Annotated in this window: 17 protein-coding genes; 11 read left to right on the forward strand and 6 right to left on the reverse strand. The window is 62.9% G+C overall.

Annotated features, from left to right (window positions below; genetic code table 11):
• Positions 1-92 precede the first annotated feature (92 nt).
• The 3 genes from M0639_RS28745 to M0639_RS28755 all read left to right on the forward strand — a co-directional run bounded on the left by M0639_RS28745 (position 93) and on the right by M0639_RS28755 (position 2,954).
• A complete protein-coding gene (locus M0639_RS28745) occupies positions 93-656 on the forward strand; it encodes a PadR family transcriptional regulator (protein WP_003946014.1) in 564 nt (187 codons plus the stop codon).
• The gene (locus tag M0639_RS28750) at positions 649-1,752 is read left to right on the forward strand and encodes an inositol-3-phosphate synthase (protein WP_003945979.1); all 1,104 of its coding nucleotides are present in this window, start codon (positions 649-651) and stop codon (positions 1,750-1,752) included. Before M0639_RS28745 ends, M0639_RS28750 begins: the two co-directional genes overlap by 8 nt.
• Before the next feature lie 143 nt (positions 1,753-1,895).
• The gene (locus M0639_RS28755) at positions 1,896-2,954 is read left to right on the forward strand and encodes an isopenicillin N synthase family dioxygenase (RefSeq protein WP_019746062.1); all 1,059 of its coding nucleotides are present in this window, start codon (positions 1,896-1,898) and stop codon (positions 2,952-2,954) included.
• Positions 2,955-2,961: 7 nt separating this feature from the next.
• Here the strand turns inward: M0639_RS28755 and M0639_RS28760 are convergent, their stop codons facing one another.
• Both M0639_RS28760 and pdxR read right to left on the reverse strand, forming a co-directional pair.
• A complete protein-coding gene (locus M0639_RS28760; RefSeq protein WP_064073501.1) occupies positions 2,962-5,079 on the reverse strand; it encodes an oxidoreductase in 2,118 nt (705 codons plus the stop codon).
• Between the two features lie 59 nt (positions 5,080-5,138).
• On the reverse strand, positions 5,139-6,524 hold the full coding sequence (pdxR, locus tag M0639_RS28765; RefSeq protein ID WP_042448051.1) for a MocR-like pyridoxine biosynthesis transcription factor PdxR: 1,386 nt from the start codon (positions 6,522-6,524) through the stop codon (positions 5,139-5,141).
• A gap of 97 nt (positions 6,525-6,621) precedes the next feature.
• Here pdxR and M0639_RS28770 point away from each other — a divergent pair, with 97 nt between their 5' ends.
• Positions 6,622-7,329, forward strand: coding sequence for a pyridoxamine 5'-phosphate oxidase family protein (locus M0639_RS28770; RefSeq protein WP_019746065.1), 708 nt, complete (start codon positions 6,622-6,624; stop codon positions 7,327-7,329).
• 65 nt (positions 7,330-7,394) lie between these two features.
• Here M0639_RS28770 and M0639_RS28775 read toward each other — a convergent pair whose 3' ends face one another.
• The 4 genes from M0639_RS28775 to M0639_RS28790 form a co-directional block, all read right to left on the reverse strand.
• Positions 7,395-8,633, reverse strand: a complete 1,239-nt coding sequence (locus M0639_RS28775; RefSeq protein WP_064073500.1) for an HNH endonuclease signature motif containing protein — start codon at positions 8,631-8,633, stop codon at positions 7,395-7,397.
• Between the two features lie 58 nt (positions 8,634-8,691).
• Positions 8,692-9,507 (reverse strand): slipin family protein, encoded by an 816-nt coding sequence (locus tag M0639_RS28780; protein WP_050656912.1) that lies wholly within the window; start codon positions 9,505-9,507, stop codon positions 8,692-8,694.
• Complete coding sequence (locus tag M0639_RS28785; RefSeq protein ID WP_007735511.1) at positions 9,504-9,974, reverse strand: NfeD family protein; 471 nt, start codon at positions 9,972-9,974, stop codon at positions 9,504-9,506. The genes M0639_RS28780 and M0639_RS28785 overlap by 4 nt, the downstream gene beginning before the upstream one ends.
• A 118-nt stretch (positions 9,975-10,092) precedes the next feature.
• Positions 10,093-10,842, reverse strand: a complete 750-nt coding sequence (locus M0639_RS28790; protein ID WP_030537941.1) for an IclR family transcriptional regulator — start codon at positions 10,840-10,842, stop codon at positions 10,093-10,095.
• 247 nt (positions 10,843-11,089) lie between these two features.
• Between M0639_RS28790 and M0639_RS28795 the strand changes: the two genes are divergently transcribed.
• Genes M0639_RS28795 through M0639_RS28825 form a run of 7 tightly spaced genes read left to right on the forward strand, consistent with a single transcriptional unit; the run spans position 11,090 to position 17,840 of the window.
• Complete coding sequence (locus tag M0639_RS28795) at positions 11,090-12,142, forward strand: NrtA/SsuA/CpmA family ABC transporter substrate-binding protein (protein ID WP_054187223.1); 1,053 nt, start codon at positions 11,090-11,092, stop codon at positions 12,140-12,142.
• Between the two features lie 4 nt (positions 12,143-12,146).
• Positions 12,147-13,004: an ABC transporter permease gene (locus M0639_RS28800; protein ID WP_003946011.1), complete on the forward strand. Its 858-nt coding sequence runs from the start codon at positions 12,147-12,149 to the stop codon at positions 13,002-13,004.
• Complete coding sequence (locus M0639_RS28805) at positions 13,001-13,843, forward strand: ABC transporter ATP-binding protein (RefSeq protein ID WP_007735504.1); 843 nt, start codon at positions 13,001-13,003, stop codon at positions 13,841-13,843. Before M0639_RS28800 ends, M0639_RS28805 begins: the two co-directional genes overlap by 4 nt.
• Positions 13,827-14,867, forward strand: a complete 1,041-nt coding sequence (locus M0639_RS28810) for an ABC transporter substrate-binding protein (protein ID WP_007735503.1) — start codon at positions 13,827-13,829, stop codon at positions 14,865-14,867. The genes M0639_RS28805 and M0639_RS28810 overlap by 17 nt, the downstream gene beginning before the upstream one ends.
• A complete protein-coding gene (locus M0639_RS28815; protein WP_064073499.1) occupies positions 14,864-15,973 on the forward strand; it encodes an LLM class flavin-dependent oxidoreductase in 1,110 nt (369 codons plus the stop codon). Before M0639_RS28810 ends, M0639_RS28815 begins: the two co-directional genes overlap by 4 nt.
• Positions 15,970-17,124: an LLM class flavin-dependent oxidoreductase gene (locus M0639_RS28820; protein ID WP_007735501.1), complete on the forward strand. Its 1,155-nt coding sequence runs from the start codon at positions 15,970-15,972 to the stop codon at positions 17,122-17,124. The genes M0639_RS28815 and M0639_RS28820 overlap by 4 nt, the downstream gene beginning before the upstream one ends.
• Positions 17,121-17,840, forward strand: a complete 720-nt coding sequence (locus M0639_RS28825) for a class II aldolase/adducin family protein (RefSeq protein ID WP_064073498.1) — start codon at positions 17,121-17,123, stop codon at positions 17,838-17,840. The genes M0639_RS28820 and M0639_RS28825 overlap by 4 nt, the downstream gene beginning before the upstream one ends.
• The last annotated feature ends 30 nt before the right edge of the window (positions 17,841-17,870 follow it).

Genomic DNA, 17,870 nt, shown 5'->3' on the forward strand with positions numbered 1-17,870 from the left:
GTATCGGGCCGCAGTGTGGTTTTATATATCGGCGCGATATAGTTGGTTATCGCATCAAGCGGTTAGGTTCAACGACTCGGGAGGTTTGTCAGTTGCTCGAACTCGCAATCCTCGGGCTGCTCCTCGAGTCACCGATGCACGGATACGAGCTGCGTAAGCGGCTCACTGGTCTGCTCGGCGCATTCCGCGCGTTCTCGTACGGATCGCTGTACCCGGCACTGCGGCGCATGCAAGCCGACGGATTGATCTCGGAAGACGTCGACACTGCCACCGGCACGCTCAAGCGTCGGGCGCGTCGCGTCTACCAGCTCACTCCGGAAGGTCGGCAACGGTTCACCGAACTGGTCGCCGACACCGGGCCGCAGAACTACACCGACGACGGTTTCGGCGTTCACCTCGCCTTCTTCAGCCGCACCCCCGCAGAAGCGCGGATGCGGATCCTCGAAGGCAGGCGACGTCAGGTCGAGGAGCGCCGTGAGGGGCTCCGCGAGGCCGTCGGTCGGGCCAGCGGATCGCTGGACCGCTATACCCGTCAGCTCCATCAGCTCGGACTCGAATCGAGTGAACGCGAAGTGCGTTGGCTCAACGAATTGATCGCAGCCGAGCAATCGACAACAGGAACATCCCGGAAAGAAGGAGAACCCGACCATGGGTGAGAACAGCACCGCGGTGCGCGTAGCCATTGTGGGCGTGGGTAACTGCGCCTCGTCCCTGGTTCAGGGCGTCCACTACTACAAGGATGCCGACGAGACCCAGACGGTCCCCGGCCTCATGCACGTCAAGTTCGGTAAGTACCACGTCCGCGACGTGCAGTTCGTCGCTGCGTTCGACGTCGACGCCAAGAAGGTCGGCTTCGACCTCTCCGAGGCGATCCTCGCGAGCGAGAACAACACCATCAAGATCGCCGACGTCCCGCCCCTGGACGTTCCCGTTCAGCGTGGCCCGACCCTCGACGGCATCGGCAAGTACTACGCCGAGACCATCGAGCTGTCCGACGCCGAGCCCGTCGACGTCGTCAAGGCACTCAAGGACGCTCAGGTCGACGTCCTCGTCTCCTACCTGCCCGTCGGTTCCGACGACGCTGACAAGTTCTACGCACAGTGCGCGATCGACGCAGGCGTGGCATTCGTCAACGCTCTGCCCGTCTTCATCGCTTCCGACCCGGAGTGGGCTGCCAAGTTCAAGGACGCCGGCGTCCCGATCGTCGGTGACGACATCAAGAGCCAGGTCGGCGCCACCATCACCCACCGCGTGATGGCGAAGCTGTTCGAAGACCGCGGCGTCGTGCTGGACCGCACCTACCAGCTCAACGTCGGTGGAAACATGGACTTCAAGAACATGCTCGAGCGTGATCGCCTGGAGTCCAAGAAGGTTTCCAAGACCCAGGCCGTGACGTCCAACCTGACCGGCGCACTTGCCGGCAAGGTTCACGACCGCAACGTCCACATCGGTCCCTCGGACTACGTGGAGTGGCTCGACGACCGCAAGTGGGCATACGTCCGCCTCGAAGGCCGCGCCTTCGGTGACGCTCCCCTGAACCTGGAGTACAAGCTCGAGGTCTGGGATTCGCCCAACTCTGCCGGCATCATCATCGACGCCGTCCGCGCAGCCAAGATCGCCAAGGACCGCGGCATCGGTGGACCGGTTTACCCGGCTTCCGCTTACCTGATGAAGTCCCCGCCGGTCCAGATGGCCGACGACAAGGCTCGCATCGAGCTCGAAGCGTTCATCATCGGCGCTGACGAAGCTTAATTCGACTCACACTGATTCGGGGTCTTGCGCCAATGGCGCAAGGCCCCGATTCTGTTATCCGCAGGGTGTTTCCGCATCCGCGCGGGTAATCACGCCTGCGGCTGCCGAATTGCCGTGCGGGTCCGGGTGCCGCTCAGCGTGGAATGATGGACATCAGAACCATCACACGGATCGAGGACCCCATGTCGATTACGTCGCTGCCAGTGCTCGATCTGTCGCTTGCGCAGAACCCCGACACCGCCGAGCAGTTCCGCACTCAGCTCCGCGAGGCCACCCACGAGGTCGGATTCTTCTACCTGGTCGGCCACGGAATTCCCGACGAACTGCAGCGCCGCCTCCTCGCCGTCGCCCGCGAGTTCTTCGCGCTGCCGACTGCCGAGAAGCTCGCGATCGAGAACGTCCGCAGCCCGCACTTCCGTGGGTACACCCGGCTCGGCGGCGAACTGACCGAAGGCAAGCAGGACTGGCGCGAGCAGATCGACATCGGGGCCGAACAGCCCGCGGCCGAGCGCACCGACACCTCACCGGCCTGGGAGATCCTGCAGGGCCCCAACCAGTGGCCCGACGCCCTTCCCGAACTTCGCGACGTCATCACCGAGTGGAACGACACGCTCACCTCGATCGCATTGAGCCTCTTACGCGAATGGGCGGTAGCCCTGGGCCAGGATGCGAACATCTTCGACGACGCGTTCGCTCACGATCCGTCGATCCTCATCAAGGTGGTGCGTTACCCGGGCCGCCCGAAAGGTGCCGGCTCCCAGGGCGTCGGCGGACACAAGGACGCGGGTGTGCTGACTCTGCTCTATGTCGAACCGGGCAAAGGCGGTCTGCAGGTCGAGCACGACGGCGACTGGATCGACGCGCCGCCGATCGACGGGGCGCTGGTGGTCAACATCGGCGAACTGCTCGAGGTCGCTACCGGCGGCTACTTGAAAGCGACTGTGCACCGGGTAGTTTCACCCGAGGGCGACGGTGAACGTATCTCGGTGCCGTTCTTCTTCAACCCGAACTACGCAGCGCAGATCCCGGAGTTCGACCTACCTCCCGAGCTGGCGGCGCGCGCCACCGGCGTCACCGTGGACGCGAACAACCCGATCCACGATTCCTACGGGGCGAATGCCCTCAAGAGTCGACTACGTGCGCACCCCGATGTCGCGGCCCGCTGGTGGCCGGACATCGTTGCGGCACAAAGCGCTACCTGATGCTGAACTACAGATCCATCGCGACTTTCCACGCCGTGTGCATCGCGCCCTCGATGTAGTCGACGTTCACCGCGTCACCGACCACGTGCACGTCGGAGACGACGCCGATCAGAGAATCGGCCAGTGGCGCCTGCGCCGACACTCCCGAGGCGACGACAACCATGTCGGCCGGAGCGGTCAGTGTCTTGTCACCGGAACGGAATTCGACGTGCTCCTTGGTGATGCGCTGCACCGTTGAATTGCGGTGAATGTTCACACCGACATGCTTGGCGTGGCGCACCGCCGTCCAGCGGCGCGGCATCGCCATCGGAATGCCCAACTGCTGGCCTTCTTCGATCAGCGTCACAGTGCGACCTCGCTCGGCCAGGAACTCCGCAAGCTCGAGTCCGACAAGCGAACCACCGATCACGACAACGTCCTTACCCATGGGCAGGAACTTGCGGGTCACAGCTCGGATCGCCGCGGGGCTCTTGGTGATACCGGACAGCTTGCCCAACTTGGCCATCGTCCGCAGGAACGGCGGTACCTGTGAGACGTCTCCCGCTCCGGTCATCAACGCGCGCAACGAATCACCGGTGTGCACGTGCGGGAGATCACCGCCCGGAACGCTAGGCCGCTCACGAACCGCACCGGTGGCCACGACTACGGCGTCGGGGTTCAGTGCCCGGATCGAGGCAACCGAGGCTTCGGTCTTCAGTCGAACATCGACACCGAGACGCTCGATTTCCACTTTCAACCAGCTGAGCAGACGCCCGTTGTCCGGGGTAGTGAGGCTCGAGAACCACAGGGTGCCGCCGAGGCGATCGGATTTGTCCAACACCGTGACTCGGTGCCCACGTTCAGCGGCCACGCGAGCCGTTTCGAGACCACCGGGGCCCGCTCCGACCACAACAACGTGTTTCGGAGTGCTGGTCCGAACGAAGGGGAGCAGCGCTTCGTTGCCCAGGGCAGGGTTCACCGCGCACAGCGGGGTCTCGTCCCAGAAGTTCTCCTGCACGCAGACGTAGCAATTGATGCAAGGCCGAACCCGCTCGGGTACACCGTCTTTGAGTTTGTTCACCAGCTGTGGATCGGCCAGGAGCTGACGGCCCATTGCGGCGAAGTCCGTGCGACCTTCCGCGATCATCTTCTCGCCGACCTCGGGGAGCATACGTCCGACGGTGATCACGGGGATCGATATCGCCTGCTTGATTCGCGTTGCATTGTCGGTGTAGTAGCCGACCTTGTCGGGCAGTGGTCCGTCGGTGAAGTTGGCAAAAGCATTCAGCGCGGTACCGGTGACATGAATGGCGTCAGCTCCGGCCTCTTCGAACATCTTCGCGGCCGCAGCAGCCTCGTCGACCGTCAGCCCGTCGGTTTCGCCGTACTCTTGACCGGCCAGACGCACGATGACGGCAAGCGCACCACCGACCTCCTCCTTGACCGCCCGAATGACCTCACAAGCGAGGCGAGCACGGTTCTCCATGGAACCTCCGTACTCGTCGCCGCGCTGATTCGTGTACCGACTCAGGAACGCTCCGAGGACGTAGTTGTGGGCACAGTGAATCTCGACGGCGTCGCCGCCCGCCGCCTTCACCCGTCCGGCAGCCTCGGCGAACATGCGAACCAGCCAATCAAGATCTTCCTTGGTTGCCTCGTGGTACGTAGCCCTCTTGCCCTCGTTGATGGCAGCCATCTTGCCCAGTTCTTCTGGCGTGCAATCGGCCATCGCGCTCATGTCACCCGGCGGCTTCGGCGTGGACGGGACCAACTGCGGTCGGCCGTCGAGGGTATCGATGCGCGCCACCTTGCCGTGGTGTGTCATCTGCACACAGAGCTTGCTGCCTGCGTCGTGGACTGCGTCGGCCAACGCCTTGAGACCGGGGATGAACCGGTCTTCCGAAAGCCCCGGTTCCTTGCGGCTGGTGCAGCCCAGCGGATACGCAACAGCGCAGCAACCGGTGATGATCAGACCCGTTCCACCAGCTGCACGCGCCACGAAGTGGTCGATGTCGCCCTTTTCGATTTCCCCGTCTTCACACAGGTTCATGTCCATCGCAGGGAGAACCACGCGATTAGGCACGGTCATCGGGCCGATGGTGCCTGGTGCGAGCAGGTGCGGAAAGGTCTGGCTTCGGATCGTCACGAGCAGACGCTAGAACTGGACCACGCCCATCCGTTGCCGCACTCCCGATCAACGAGACTTCACGCGCTGTGACGTGCGAGGCACTCGGCTATCACCTCGAGCGCATATTCGAGGTCCGCGGATTCCACCCGTCCGTAGCCGATGACCAATCCGCCGGGGTCTCCGTGCGTTCGGGTGGACTCGACCAGGGTGGGCACTTCGACGCCGTGTTCAAGTGCCTCGCGAGCGACGGCGGCTGCCAGATCCGCGTCGAGCATGAGCGTCGTGTGCATGCCGGCGCCGAGACCCCGCAGTTCACCGAACGATGACAGCGCTTCCTCGACCGCCCGATCACGCTCCCGGTACCTGCGCCGGGCGGTACGCACCGCTCGATCCCATTCGCCGTCACGGAGCAGGGACAGGAGTGCTTGCTGCAGCGGAACCGACGGGAAGTCGCCGATTCGCTTGCGGTGTACTGCTATGCGGTCGACCAGGTCGAGGGGAGCCACCAACCAGCCCAATCGAATTCCGGCGCCGAGCGTCTTGGCAACTGTTCCGAGATACACCACCCGATCAGGAGCCAACTGGGCAAGCGCAGGCAAAGGCGCTACGTCGTAACGGAATTCGGAGTCGTAGTCGTCCTCGAACAGGACGACGTCGCGGACGCGGGCGAACTCGATCAACTGGTTGCGCCGACCTACCGGAAGCAGCCCACCCGTCGGATACTGATGGGACGGTGTCACATACACGCCACGGACGCTCTCCGACGCAGTTTCGAGTTGGTCGACACAGAGACCATGAGCGTCGACGGGCACGTCGAGCAGCGACCATCCACAGGCTGTAGCGGCCGAGGACGCATACCGGTATCCGGGATCTTCCATCGCCAGAACAGCACCACGGGTACGCAGAGCCGACAGGGCGAGGCCGAGACCATGCGTGGCACCTGAGGTGATCAGGATTCTCTCGGGTTCAACCGACATTCCGCGGGCTCTTGCCAGTAATTCCGATAGTGCCGAACGCAATTCGTAGTCACCCGCAGGATCGGGATCCTCGAAAGGTGGCGGTTTGGACCCGACGTCACGCCACGCCCGCCGCCACGCTGCCGATGCACGCGGTGGCGTCCACGGCACGCCCGGCCGGAGCTGCACCCTGGGTGACATCTTGTCGGCGGCCTTCTTCGGTGTAGTCGTGGGAGTGACCATGGGGGAGGGCGCCTCGGCAACGAAGGTGCCTGAGCCGTGCACAGCGACAAGCCAACCCTCGGCGATCAACTGCTCATACGCCCGTTCCACGACGCCCCGCGCCACCTCGAGCTCCGCCGCCAGCTTCCGGGAACTGGGTAACCTCAGACCCACTGCCGCCTTACCACTGCGGATATCAGCTCTGAGGTGGTCGGCAATCTGGACCGGGAGCGCCCGCCGATCTGTCCGGTCGAGGACGACGGCTACCGCCGAAGGCAGAAACATTCAGAACCCTCCCGGAAGTGGCAAATCGAAGTGGCCTATCGAAGTCTCCACTGATTGGACCATGACTTGAAGCCATTTTGCCACCAGCATTGTCTGCATGACAGATTCCGTTGTCTTTGCTGCCCCTGCTCCTGCCCCCACTGCACCTATTCCGCTGTCCCCGACAGCACGTACGACGCACAAGCGCGCCCGCCACCACGGCGTCGCAGAACGCGCGGCACTCGTCGACGTCTTGCAGTCCGCGAAGCTGTGCCACATGGGTGTGACCGTCGGCGGAGTTCCCATGGTGTTTCCCACCGCCTACGGGTTCGACCTCGACGGCCCCGACCGCGGCGGATCTATTTATGTTCACGGTTCAGTCGCTTCACGGAGCTTGGCTCCCGACAGCGAAATCTGCATCACCATCACGATCCTCGACGGGCTCGTGTTGGCTCGGTCGGGCTTCCACCACTCGATGAACTACCGCAGCGGCGTCATCATCGGATCACCTCGAGTCGTGACCGACGGCGACGAGCGCGTGAAGGCTTTGAATCTGATCGTCGACCAGGTGGTTCCCGGACGTTCCCAACACCTTCGGGATCACACGCGCAAGGAAATGGCGGCAACCATCGTTCTTGCACTGCCGTTGTACGAGGCTTCCGTCAAGGCCCGCACCGGCGGCCCCGGCGACGATGCCGCCGACATTGGTGTCGAAACCGTTTGGGCTGGAGTAGTTCCCGCAGCTACGCACTTCGGTGAACCGATCCCGTCCGAGGATCTCGACTCCGGTGTCGCGCTGCCGGACCATATCTCGACGATGCTCTGACCGCACACGCCGTACACACCGGGGCATGGCTAAGCCCCGGTGTGTACGTATTCAGTTGCGCCCGTTCAGGCTGCTGTAGGTGGGCTGTTCCCGCCGATCGGCTGTTGATACGGATCGATCGACATCGGTGGATAGAACACCGTTTTTCGATCCGGTCCGATCTCCACCCGCCACTCCGTGTGATGCAGCGTCCGATGATGATGACCACACAACAAGACCAGATTATCGAGATCCGTTGGGCCACCATCACCCCAGTGAACAATATGATGAGCATCGCACCACCCCGACGGAGTCCCGCACCCCGGAAACGCACACCCACCATCACGAACCGCCAACGCCCGCCGCTGCGGCACCGTCGCCGTTCTCGCTTCCTTACCGCAGTCGAGCGGAACACCATTCTCATCCAACAAAATCCGCGTGACCGTGCAGTCGCACGCCAACATCCGCGCAGTATCGATACTGATCGGACCCACCCAATCCGCCCACGCAAACCCGAGTTCCTCCGTCGACGGCAGTAGATCCTTCAATGCTTTGAGGTCGGTCATGTCTTTTGCACTGGCGATGACCGTGATGTGCGGTTTCACCCCGCCCTCGACCGGACCCAACCCCGCCCACTCGTACCGCCGCAACAACTCGCAAAACCCATCCGCCCGCCGCAGCGCCGGCGTACGCGTGTCCTTGACGCCGTCCTTCTCCGGCGTCGGCGCAGACAGACTCGACAACAACGTGATCAACCGGGCCCCGTTCACCGCATCCAGATCACCCTTCACCGACACCCGCCCGTACAAGCCTTTCGAGGCGTAGAACTCGTTACGCTCCGAATCCTCACCCACCGGAACGCCGTCCTCACGGTTTCCGTACTGCTTCTCGATCCGCCGGATCGCCGCCCGCACCGCATCACAATCAGCGATGTTCTTCGACGCCAACCCGAGCAAGATCCCGCGAGCCTTGTCCACATCCGCCAGGGTCATGTTCTTCGGCGGATGCTGACAAAACGACGCCACCTGCCGCGCCTTCAACGCATCCACGTCACCGCGATGAAACGCATCCGCGACAACAGGTTCGAGCATCAACAACCGCGCCAACCCGACCAGCAGACTGCACTCACCGATCTCCAAATTCGTCGAACCATGCAACCACTGAGCGATCGCCCGAAAACCCTTCCCACCGAGAACCTCACGGGAAAACATCTCCACGATCAGCAACACCAACCGCGACTGCAACTCGTGCCGGACACGCACCAGATCCAGAACCTCACCCTTGAGGTCCTCGCCATCCAGCTGCCACGCATCCCGACTGTCCATGCCCAAAGTTTAATCGAACACAGTTTCGAACACAAGGGATGGTAACCGAAACTAGATGCTAATCAACAACTTTCGCATTCCAGACGAAACGGGCAGGTTCTTGGGTCGCGGGAGTTGCCGCAACTCCGCCACCGATAAAGGGCCGGACAAGATCCAGCGGCAAGGGGAAGACAACGGTGGAGTTGTTCTCACTACCGATCTCGTGAAGCGTCTGTAGATAACGCAACTGCAGGGTGGTCGGATTGCGGCTGATCACCTCGGCCGCCTCGGCGAGCTTGGCCGAAGCCTGAAACTCGGCGTCGGCGTTGATGATCTTGGCTCGCCGCTCTCGTTCGGCCTCTGCTTGCCTGGCGATGGCGCGCTGCATGTTGGCCGGAATCTCGACGTCCTTGATCTCGACGGTCGTGACCTTGACTCCCCACGGCTCGGTCTGCTGATCGATTACCTTCTGCAAGTCCTCGTTGAGCCGTTCACGTTCGGAGAGCAGCGAGTCCAACTCAGCTTTACCGAGAATGGAGCGCAGTGTGGTCTGGGCGATCTGTGAGGTGGCGGCCAGAAAATCCTCGACCTCGACTATCGAACGGTCAGCGTCGACGACCCGAAAGTACGTGACGGCGGTGACCTTCACAGGAACGTTGTCGCGGGTAATCACTTCTTGGACCGGTATTTTCAGCGTAACGGTTCGCAGACTGACCCGCTCCATACGATCGATCGCCGGCACCAGAATCACCAGACCAGGACCCTTCAAGGTGATCAGTCGACCGAGGCGGAACACCACCGCGCGCTCGTACTCGCGCAGAACTCTCACCGACATGCCCACAAGGACTGCAATCAGCACGACAAACACGGACAACACGACAAGCACGGTGGTCATAGCGGCAGCTCCCACGGTTCACGACGGCGCACTTTCAGAGTCAGGCCTCGAACCTGCTCTACGACGACGGATTCGCCCACGGCGGGCACAGAATCGTCGTACCCGAATTCCATTCGAGCACGCCATAATCCGCCGTCGAGCTCGACCTGACCCTGCGCACCGGTCCAACTGCGAACGGTCGCGTCCGAGCCGACAAGAGATTCCGTCCCCGTACGCACGGGAGCGCGGCGCGCGGTAAGCGCTTTTCGACTCGCTACCGCCACCACGCCCAGGCCGACTACCGCGACCCCCGCCGTCACCGGGATCGCGATCAATTGCCCGATACCGTCGGACGTGAAGAGCATCCACACGCCGGCACCGATCATGAGTGCTCCAAGCGCACCGAGCACCCCCGCGGTTGGGGCATGCGCCTCGACCACGATCAACAGGACGCCCAGCAACAGGGCAACGACACCGATCGTCGTCATCACTCGTCTCCACGCTCGCGAGGACGCGGTCACGTCGCGTAGCCATTGTGCGATCGCGCCCTCGACTTCAACGGTAATCACGTTCGGCCGGATCTGCCACAAGCGCTTTCACATCACGTCAGAGAAGAACCTCACCGATCTGTCGTGCAGTCACCTTGGCAAGATCCGCGAGGAACGGAATCCGTTCGTCGATCATCAGCTCGACCGGACCACGAAGCCCGAGAGCGTAACGCACAGTGCCGGATCCATCGATGATCGGAATTCCGATCGTTCGAAAATCCGGGGTCAACTCCTCGTCGTTGAATCCGTATCCTCGCTCACGAGTCAGTTCCAGTTCCCGGCGGATACCGGCGACATCGGTGATCGCACGCTGAGTGGTCGCTTCACGTGGCAACGCAGCCAGCTCGGAATCGTCGACATCGGACCAAGCCAGAAAGGCTTTCCCCAGTGCGCTCGCATGCAAGGGAAGGCGGACACCCTGCAGCACGTGCCCGTCGGCCTCGCGCCACCGACTGAATCCGAGCAACACCACCTCACTTCCGCTTCGCACTGCCAGGGAGGCGGATGCTCCTGTCGTCGCGGCCAATTGCTCCAAATAGGGCTCGGACAGATAGATCCGATGCTGCCGGTAGGAGACCTGTCCGTAAGCCGCCAGCGCCGCGCCGATGCGATACCGACTGGTTGCGTCGTCCTTCTCGAGAAATCCCGCGTCGACGAGCGACTGCAGCAATCGATGCGTGGTGCTGACCGCAAGCTCTTGTCGCCGCGCAACTTCCGAGACTCCCAGTTCTTCGCCACTGCGAAAACATGTGAGCATGGTCAGGGCACGGGTTACCGTCTGAACTCCCGCGCCGCGTGCGTCCGTCACGAACGATCCTTTCGCTGTGGCCTGATCGACCTGAGAATCGGACGCTAACACGGACCCAGCAGTCCGGCCATCCTTTCCATCAGATGGAAAGGAACCGAACGTGGACCTGCAAAAGGCCAGATGAACAGACTTCCGATGTTGTCAAGATTTCCAATCTCCAGAAAACAAACGGGGGTAAAACGGACAGGCACCCAATAGCGTCATCGTCGTCAGTTCTGACGATTCAACGCCTGAAGGAGCCACATACATGTCCCGCTTCCGCCGACTGCCACGAGCTGCCGCTGCGCTCGCCATGATCCCGCTGGCCGGGTTGGCGGTGGCGTGTGGGTCTTCCGATTCCGACAGCGCCGCAGGCAATTCCAGCGCAGACTTCACGCTCAAGGTCTTCGATCCCGGAAACTCCGGTGCCATCGCCGTCGGCAAGCGTGACGGAACCTACGACGAGGCTCTGGCACCGCTGGGCGCAAAGATCGAATGGGTCAAGACCACACCGGGATTCAGCTCCAACCTCAAACTCTTCAACAGCGGTGAACTTGACATCCAAACCGGCGCATACAGTCCCGTCGTCGGCGCACTGTCCAAGGACGTGGGTGTCCGCATCTTCGCCACGTCCGACCCGTACAACAAGGACCAGGCCGGCATCATCGCCACTCCGGAGTCCGGCATCAAGACCGTCACAGATCTGGCCGGCAAGCGCATTGCCGTCAACCCTGCAGGCAAGGGCGAGTACATCACGCTCAAGGCCCTGACGCAGGCCGGAGTGCCGATCGATTCCGTCGAACGTGTTCCGCTGCAACAGGCTGACGCGGCGTCGGCGTTCTCCACCGGGCAGGTCGACGCGTGGGCATCGTTCCTGATTCCGTATCAGGAGGCCAAGGCCAAGGGCGCGGTCGAGATCGCAACCGAGGCGAGCATCGACTCCGTGGACAGCACCATCATCGCCGGCCGCACCGTAGTACTCGAAGAGCATCCCGAAGTGGTCCAGAAGTTCCTCGAGGTCACCCAGGAACTCACCGCGAAGCAGCAGGCCGACCCGGCAGCATTCGAGAACGTCTTCGAACAGACCGGTCCGCGCGCACTCTCCGGACAGCGACTCGACGACGCGATCACCCTGGGCGGCCAGATCACCAACTTCCGCTACCCGACTGCAGCCGACGCTACCGACCTCGAATCGATCTCCACGTTGTTCGCCGACAACAAGGTGATCCAGCAGCCGATCAAAGGCAGTGACGTGATCTTCGACCTCCAGGGTGCTGTGGCAGGTTCGGCAGCGGCAGCACCCACCACTGAGGGGAAGTGACCCGATGGTGACGCTGACCCGGCCCGCACGAACTGCGTCGCCGTCAGTGGAGCATCCGCAACTCGAAACGCCCCGCTACCGCCGCAATCGCAGCAGGCCCAAGTGGGTCTCGATCCCACTCCGCTTCCTCGTACCCGCGCTGCTGGTTGCCGGATGGTGGATCGGATCCGCTACCGGACTGATCCGCGAAGAGATCCTGGCCGGACCTCCGGCGGTGTGGACGGCATTCGCCGAGCTGTACCAGTCGGGTCAGTTGGTCGACTTCGGTCTCGCGTCGCTTCAACGTGCTGCACTCGGTGTTTCGGTCGGTGTGATCGTCGGATTGGTGCTCGGGGTTCTGTCCGGTCTCTCCTCGCTCGGCGAAGAACTGATCGACTCGACCATGCAGATCAACCGCGCGGTTCCGTTCCTCGCGCTCGTTCCGTTGTTCATCGCCTGGTTCGGTATCGACGAAACCTTCAAGGTAGTCCTGATCGCCGTCGCGACCGTCGCCCCCATGTACGCGTACACCTACCTGGGAGTGCGCGGAGTCGATCGCAAGATGGTGGAAGCGGCACAAGGTTTCGGCCTGACGGGTTGGCGACTGGTGTTCGGAGCGATTCTTCCGACCGCCCTCCCCGGTGTTCTGATGGGGCTTCGAATCTGCCTGTCGCTCAGCATCACCGGATTGATCGCCGCCGAGCAGGTCGGCACACGTGAGGGCATCGGATATCTGGTCACCCTGGCGCAGGAATACAACCGCACCGACTACATGGTTCTGTGCATCGTCATGTACGCGGCACTGGGACTCATCTTCGACGCAATCGTCAGACTGATCGAGCGGTACTCCATGCCGTGGCGGAGATTGTCGGTGGCGCGATGACGAATACAACCATCGGCTCGCTGCCATCCACCGAAGCACCTCTGCCGCCGTTGGCAGCCCGTGAGCGGACCGGCACCACCGCGGCCGAGCGACGTGCCGGATCACCGGTAGCGGTCTCGCTCACCGGAGTGCGTAAGTCGTTCGGCGACAAGACTGTTCTAGGTGGTATCGACCTCGAGATCACGCGCGGCGAGTTCGTCGTTCTCCTCGGCCCCAGCGGTACCGGCAAGACAACCCTGCTGCGAGTGCTTTCCGGTTTGGAAGCACCGGACAGCGGTGAGGTGCTGGTTCCGCGCGACCGCACGGTCGTCTACCAGGAACCGCGATTGATCCCGTCGAAGCGAGTTCTGGCCAATGTCACAGTCGGACAGAAACGGTCACGTCAGGTGACCGACAATGCACGCAACGCACTCGCCGAGGTCAACCTCGCGGACAAGCACCGCGCCTGGCCGGCCACCCTCTCCGGCGGCGAGGCCCAACGCGTCGCATTGGCTCGCGCTCTCGTTCGCGAACCTGAACTATTACTGCTCGACGAACCGTTCGCGGCCCTCGACGCTTTGACCAGGCTCCAAATGCAAGACTTGGTAGGCGATCTGGTCGCCCGCCACCGTCCGGCAGTACTGCTCGTCACGCACGACGTCGACGAAGCCGTACGACTTGCCGACCGTGTGCTCATCCTCGACAAGGGCGGGTTTGCCGTGGACGTCGACATCGACCTGCCACGCCCCCGCGATCGGAACGATCCCGAATCTCTGCGCTACCGAGCGAGTTTCCTGAAGGAACTCGGCGTCGGTCGCACCTTCCCCGACGGACAGGACAGTCATGACATTGATCGCTGATTCCGCAATCGACACACTCTGGTACACCCGCTGCCCCGTTCCCACCGCCAGCGGCCTCGCCAACAGTCTCGGTTGGCTCGACCGGACGGCAAACGAATCCGGAGTGCGTTTCGGCGTACTGCAAGATGCCGGACCGGAATTGGCAGTGCGCCATTTCGATCACCACCTCTCCGGACTCATTCGCGAAGGCGGCAACGTCCCCGCACTGGCCGCGCGTGCCAGTGGTTCTCCGACGAGGCTCATCGGGCTCACCTGGATCGACGAGGCCCAGGCAATCCTGGTGCGCGGAGACTCCGACATCCGAGAAGCCGGTCTTCTGGCAGGCGCTCGGATCGGCATCCCGGCCTGGGCGGCAGATCAGGCCAGGAGCTTCCCCCGTGCCATGGCCCTGCACGGCTTCGCCTCCGCACTTCGACTCGGCGAGTTGAGTTTTGCCGACGTCACTCTCGTCGAGGTTGCGACGACGGCAGCCCCCGAGGTCCGCACCGCCTCGTCCACCCGCAACACGACGTGGGGCGTCGAATCCCTGCTACGCGGCGACGTCGACGCCATCTACGTCAAGGGTGCCCGCGCCCAGGAAGTTGCCCGCGAACATGGCCTCGCCGTTGCCGTCGATCTCGATTCCACTGCATCGCTACGTGATCGCGTCAACAACGGCACCCCACGACCGATCACAGTTCATGCCGACCTACTCGAACAACGCCCGGACATCGTCGTGGGTTTCCTCGCCGAGAGCCTGAGAGCGGCGGACTGGGCCGCAGCCAACATCGACGAGGTCCGAGCCGTTCTGCAGACCGAAACACAGTCGGGGCCCGAAGGTGTGGTGGCAGCGTACGGCGAGAACTTCCACACCGGACTGCATTTGAGCCTGTCTGACGAGCGTGTGGACCTGCTCGGCGTGCAGAAACAATTCCTGTATGCGCACGGCTTCCTTGCCGCCGACTTCGACCTGCAGTCCTGGGTGGCGCACGAACCACTGGAACAGGCACGCAACCTTGTTGCGCAGAAGGGCACAGCAGAATGACGGACGTCTACTGGGAGCTACCGTCTCGCGGTGACGGACGCCGGGCGGTGGCCGCACTGAACAGTCGCGGCGGCTTCGGGCCGCAGCGACCGACTACCGTTGCGACCGATGTTCGTCCCGGAAACTTCGGGCCCTTCGACGAAGTGGCACAGATCGTTCTCGCAGCCGAACTATCGGGCGTCGACGGCGTTGTCGCACCGTACGATCCGAATGGCGAAGAATCCTGGATCGTTGCTGCCGCCGCCCTACGTCAGACGCGTCATTCGCGAGTGGTCGTGGAGTTTCACCCCACTTTCGGCACCCCCGTCTACGCCGCCAAAATGTCGGCGACACTTCAGCGCCTGTCGGCAGGTCGTCTCGAATGGCGAGTGAAGGTAGAGACGGACCCCGAAGACGCCGCTGCTCGCGGCGACGTGGTTCGAGGAGCCGACCGCTACGCGCGCGCCGCGGAGTTCCTGACCGTCGCCCGTGGCGTATGGAACGAGGAGCAAATTCTCCCTGGCGGATTCGGCGGCACGGGTTACGACTTCGACGGCGAATACTACGACGTACTCGGCGGCGGATTCCGAGGCATCTTGTCGGGACTCCGTTTTCCCCGAGTACATCTGACCGGGGACTCACCGGAAGCTCTGGAACTCTCGGCCCACCATGCCGATGTCCATCAGTTCACCCTTGCCGGCGACGAGTTGTCGACACGGATCACCACCCTCGACGACCGAGCATCCGAACTCGGCAGGACCGTCGAGAAGGTCCTGCGCATCCCGATCATCGCGAGGGAAACAGCGGACGAAGCCTGGGCTCGTGTCGAACGGCAACTGAGAGAAGCCGATTCCGCTGCACTCGAGATCGATCGGGGCGGCATCCTGTGGTCCGGATTCGACCGCATCGGCTACGAGCACAGTATCGGCCTCGTCGGAAGCTACGAGGAGGTGGCCCAACGATTGTCGTCGTATCGCGATATCGGCTTCGACGGTTTCGTCTTGTCCGGTCGACCCCACATCGAAGAGCTGCACCGGGCGGGCGAGCATCTCCTGCACCTGGTCGATCCCGAGGGTCGGATCCGCAAGGAAGAGAAGGCCACCACAGAAGAGAAGGCCACCGCATGAGCATCGATTTCTATTGGCGGATCGGGATGGAAGGCGACCACGCGTCGCTGCGTACTCCGCGTCGCTACAACCGCGGCGATGCCGGTGGATACGGGCCGGGCAACATTGCTCCCGCGATCCGCGGCGGCGAATTGGACGGATACAGCTACATCGACCACATGGCAGCGGTGGCAAAGGCTTCCGAGTCCGCAGGGTTCCTCGGTGGACTTCTGCCGTCTTTCCCGATGACCGAGGATCCGTGGGCGACCGCAGCAGCGTTGGCCGCCGAGACCACCACCTACCGTTTCATGGTCGCGTTCCAACCGGGGTTCCTTCACCCGGTACAGGCAGCGCGAATGTCGGCCAGTCTGCAGCGCGCAACCGGTGGACGTCTGGTCTACAACATCATCAGCGGCGGAGGTGGAGCGCCTCAGCTGTGGTGGGGCGACAAGGTCGACCACGACGATCGCTACACCAGGACATCCGAATTCCTCGATGTCCTCAAGGGTGTGTGGGACGGTGAACCTTTCGACTTCGACGGTCGCTTCTTCCAGACCCACGGCGCCGCACTGCCAACCGGACTGGCCGGCCAACCGTTTCCCGAGGTGTACTTCTCCGGATCTTCGGCCGCAGCCGTCGCCGCCGCCGGACTGCACTCCGATTACTACCTTTCCTGGCTGGAACCGTACGCCGATCTGAGAGCCAAGATCGACGGGGTGCGGGAGAACTCGGCCAAGCTGGGACGCACGCCGAAATTCGCCGTACGCATCGACGTCGTAGCCCGGCACACCGAAGAAGCCGCGTGGGCCGAGATCGAGAAAGGCTGGGCCTTCGTCGACAAGGGGGCCGCCGACCGTGCAGCCCAGGGTGACTCGGTGGGCGCCGCCCGCATCAAAGGCTGGGTACCCGAACACATCACCGGCTACCGAGATCTGGAAGTGCAACCCAACGTGTGGTGCGGCTTCAGCCTCATCCGCGGCGGACCGGCGTTCGGGCTGGTCGGCAGTTACGAGCAGGTCGCCGAAAGACTCGACGAGCTGCGCGAACTGGGCGTCGACGCCTTCATCCTCGCCGGTAACCCGCATCTCGAAGAGGCATACCGCGTCGGCGAAGAAGTTCTTCCCCTCCTGCAGCGCACCCCGATCACACCTTCTGGACTGGAGACTCGATGACCACCACCGAAACTCGACTCGACACCGATACCGATACCGATACCGCAGCATTCGTCGAAGAAGCTCGCAAAGCAGCAGACAAAGCATTCGACGTCTTCCGCAAGACCGGAACCGTTGCAGCCAACGGGACCGTCAACTTCGTCGAACGAGTACCCGGCACCGAAATCGCGGTCGCCCTGAACGATCCGGGACCGTGGGCGAACGATCCGTCGGTGTCACCGGTTGTCGCCACCTTCGATGGAGAGGTGCTGTCCGGCAACGGATCGGCCGGATTTGTCACCGGCTACGCATCGGTCTTCCGTCAGCATCCGGAAATCACCAGCGTTGTCCACATCCACACACCGTGGCTCGGCGGTTGGGCACAGACACATCGGACGCTACCCATCCGCTATGCGGCTTCGCAGAGGCTGACGCTCTCCCGAGAGATTCCGCCGCACATCGATCGGGCCCGTTCTGCAGGCGATTTCATTCTCGAGCGTCTCGAACACGATCCCGATCTGGTGGCGATCTTCGAAGCCAACGGCGGGGTCAACGTCATCGGCCGCAGCGGGTTGCTCGACCTCGCGAAGTTCGTCGTCCTCCTCGAGGAGGGCGCACAGTTCCAGGCGATCGCCGAATCCCTCGGCGGTTCGGTCGAATTCGATCCGTCCAACCTCGCCGTGCAGTGGGGCCGCAGCGGACTCGCCGACGAGGCGCGTCGACGCGGCCTCATCTAGACACCCCCATCACTGATTCAGAACAGGAAA

It is taken from the genome of Rhodococcus qingshengii JCM 15477, from assembly GCF_023221595.1.
In the GTDB taxonomy this organism is placed as follows: Bacteria; Actinomycetota; Actinomycetes; order Mycobacteriales; family Mycobacteriaceae; genus Rhodococcus_F; species Rhodococcus_F qingshengii.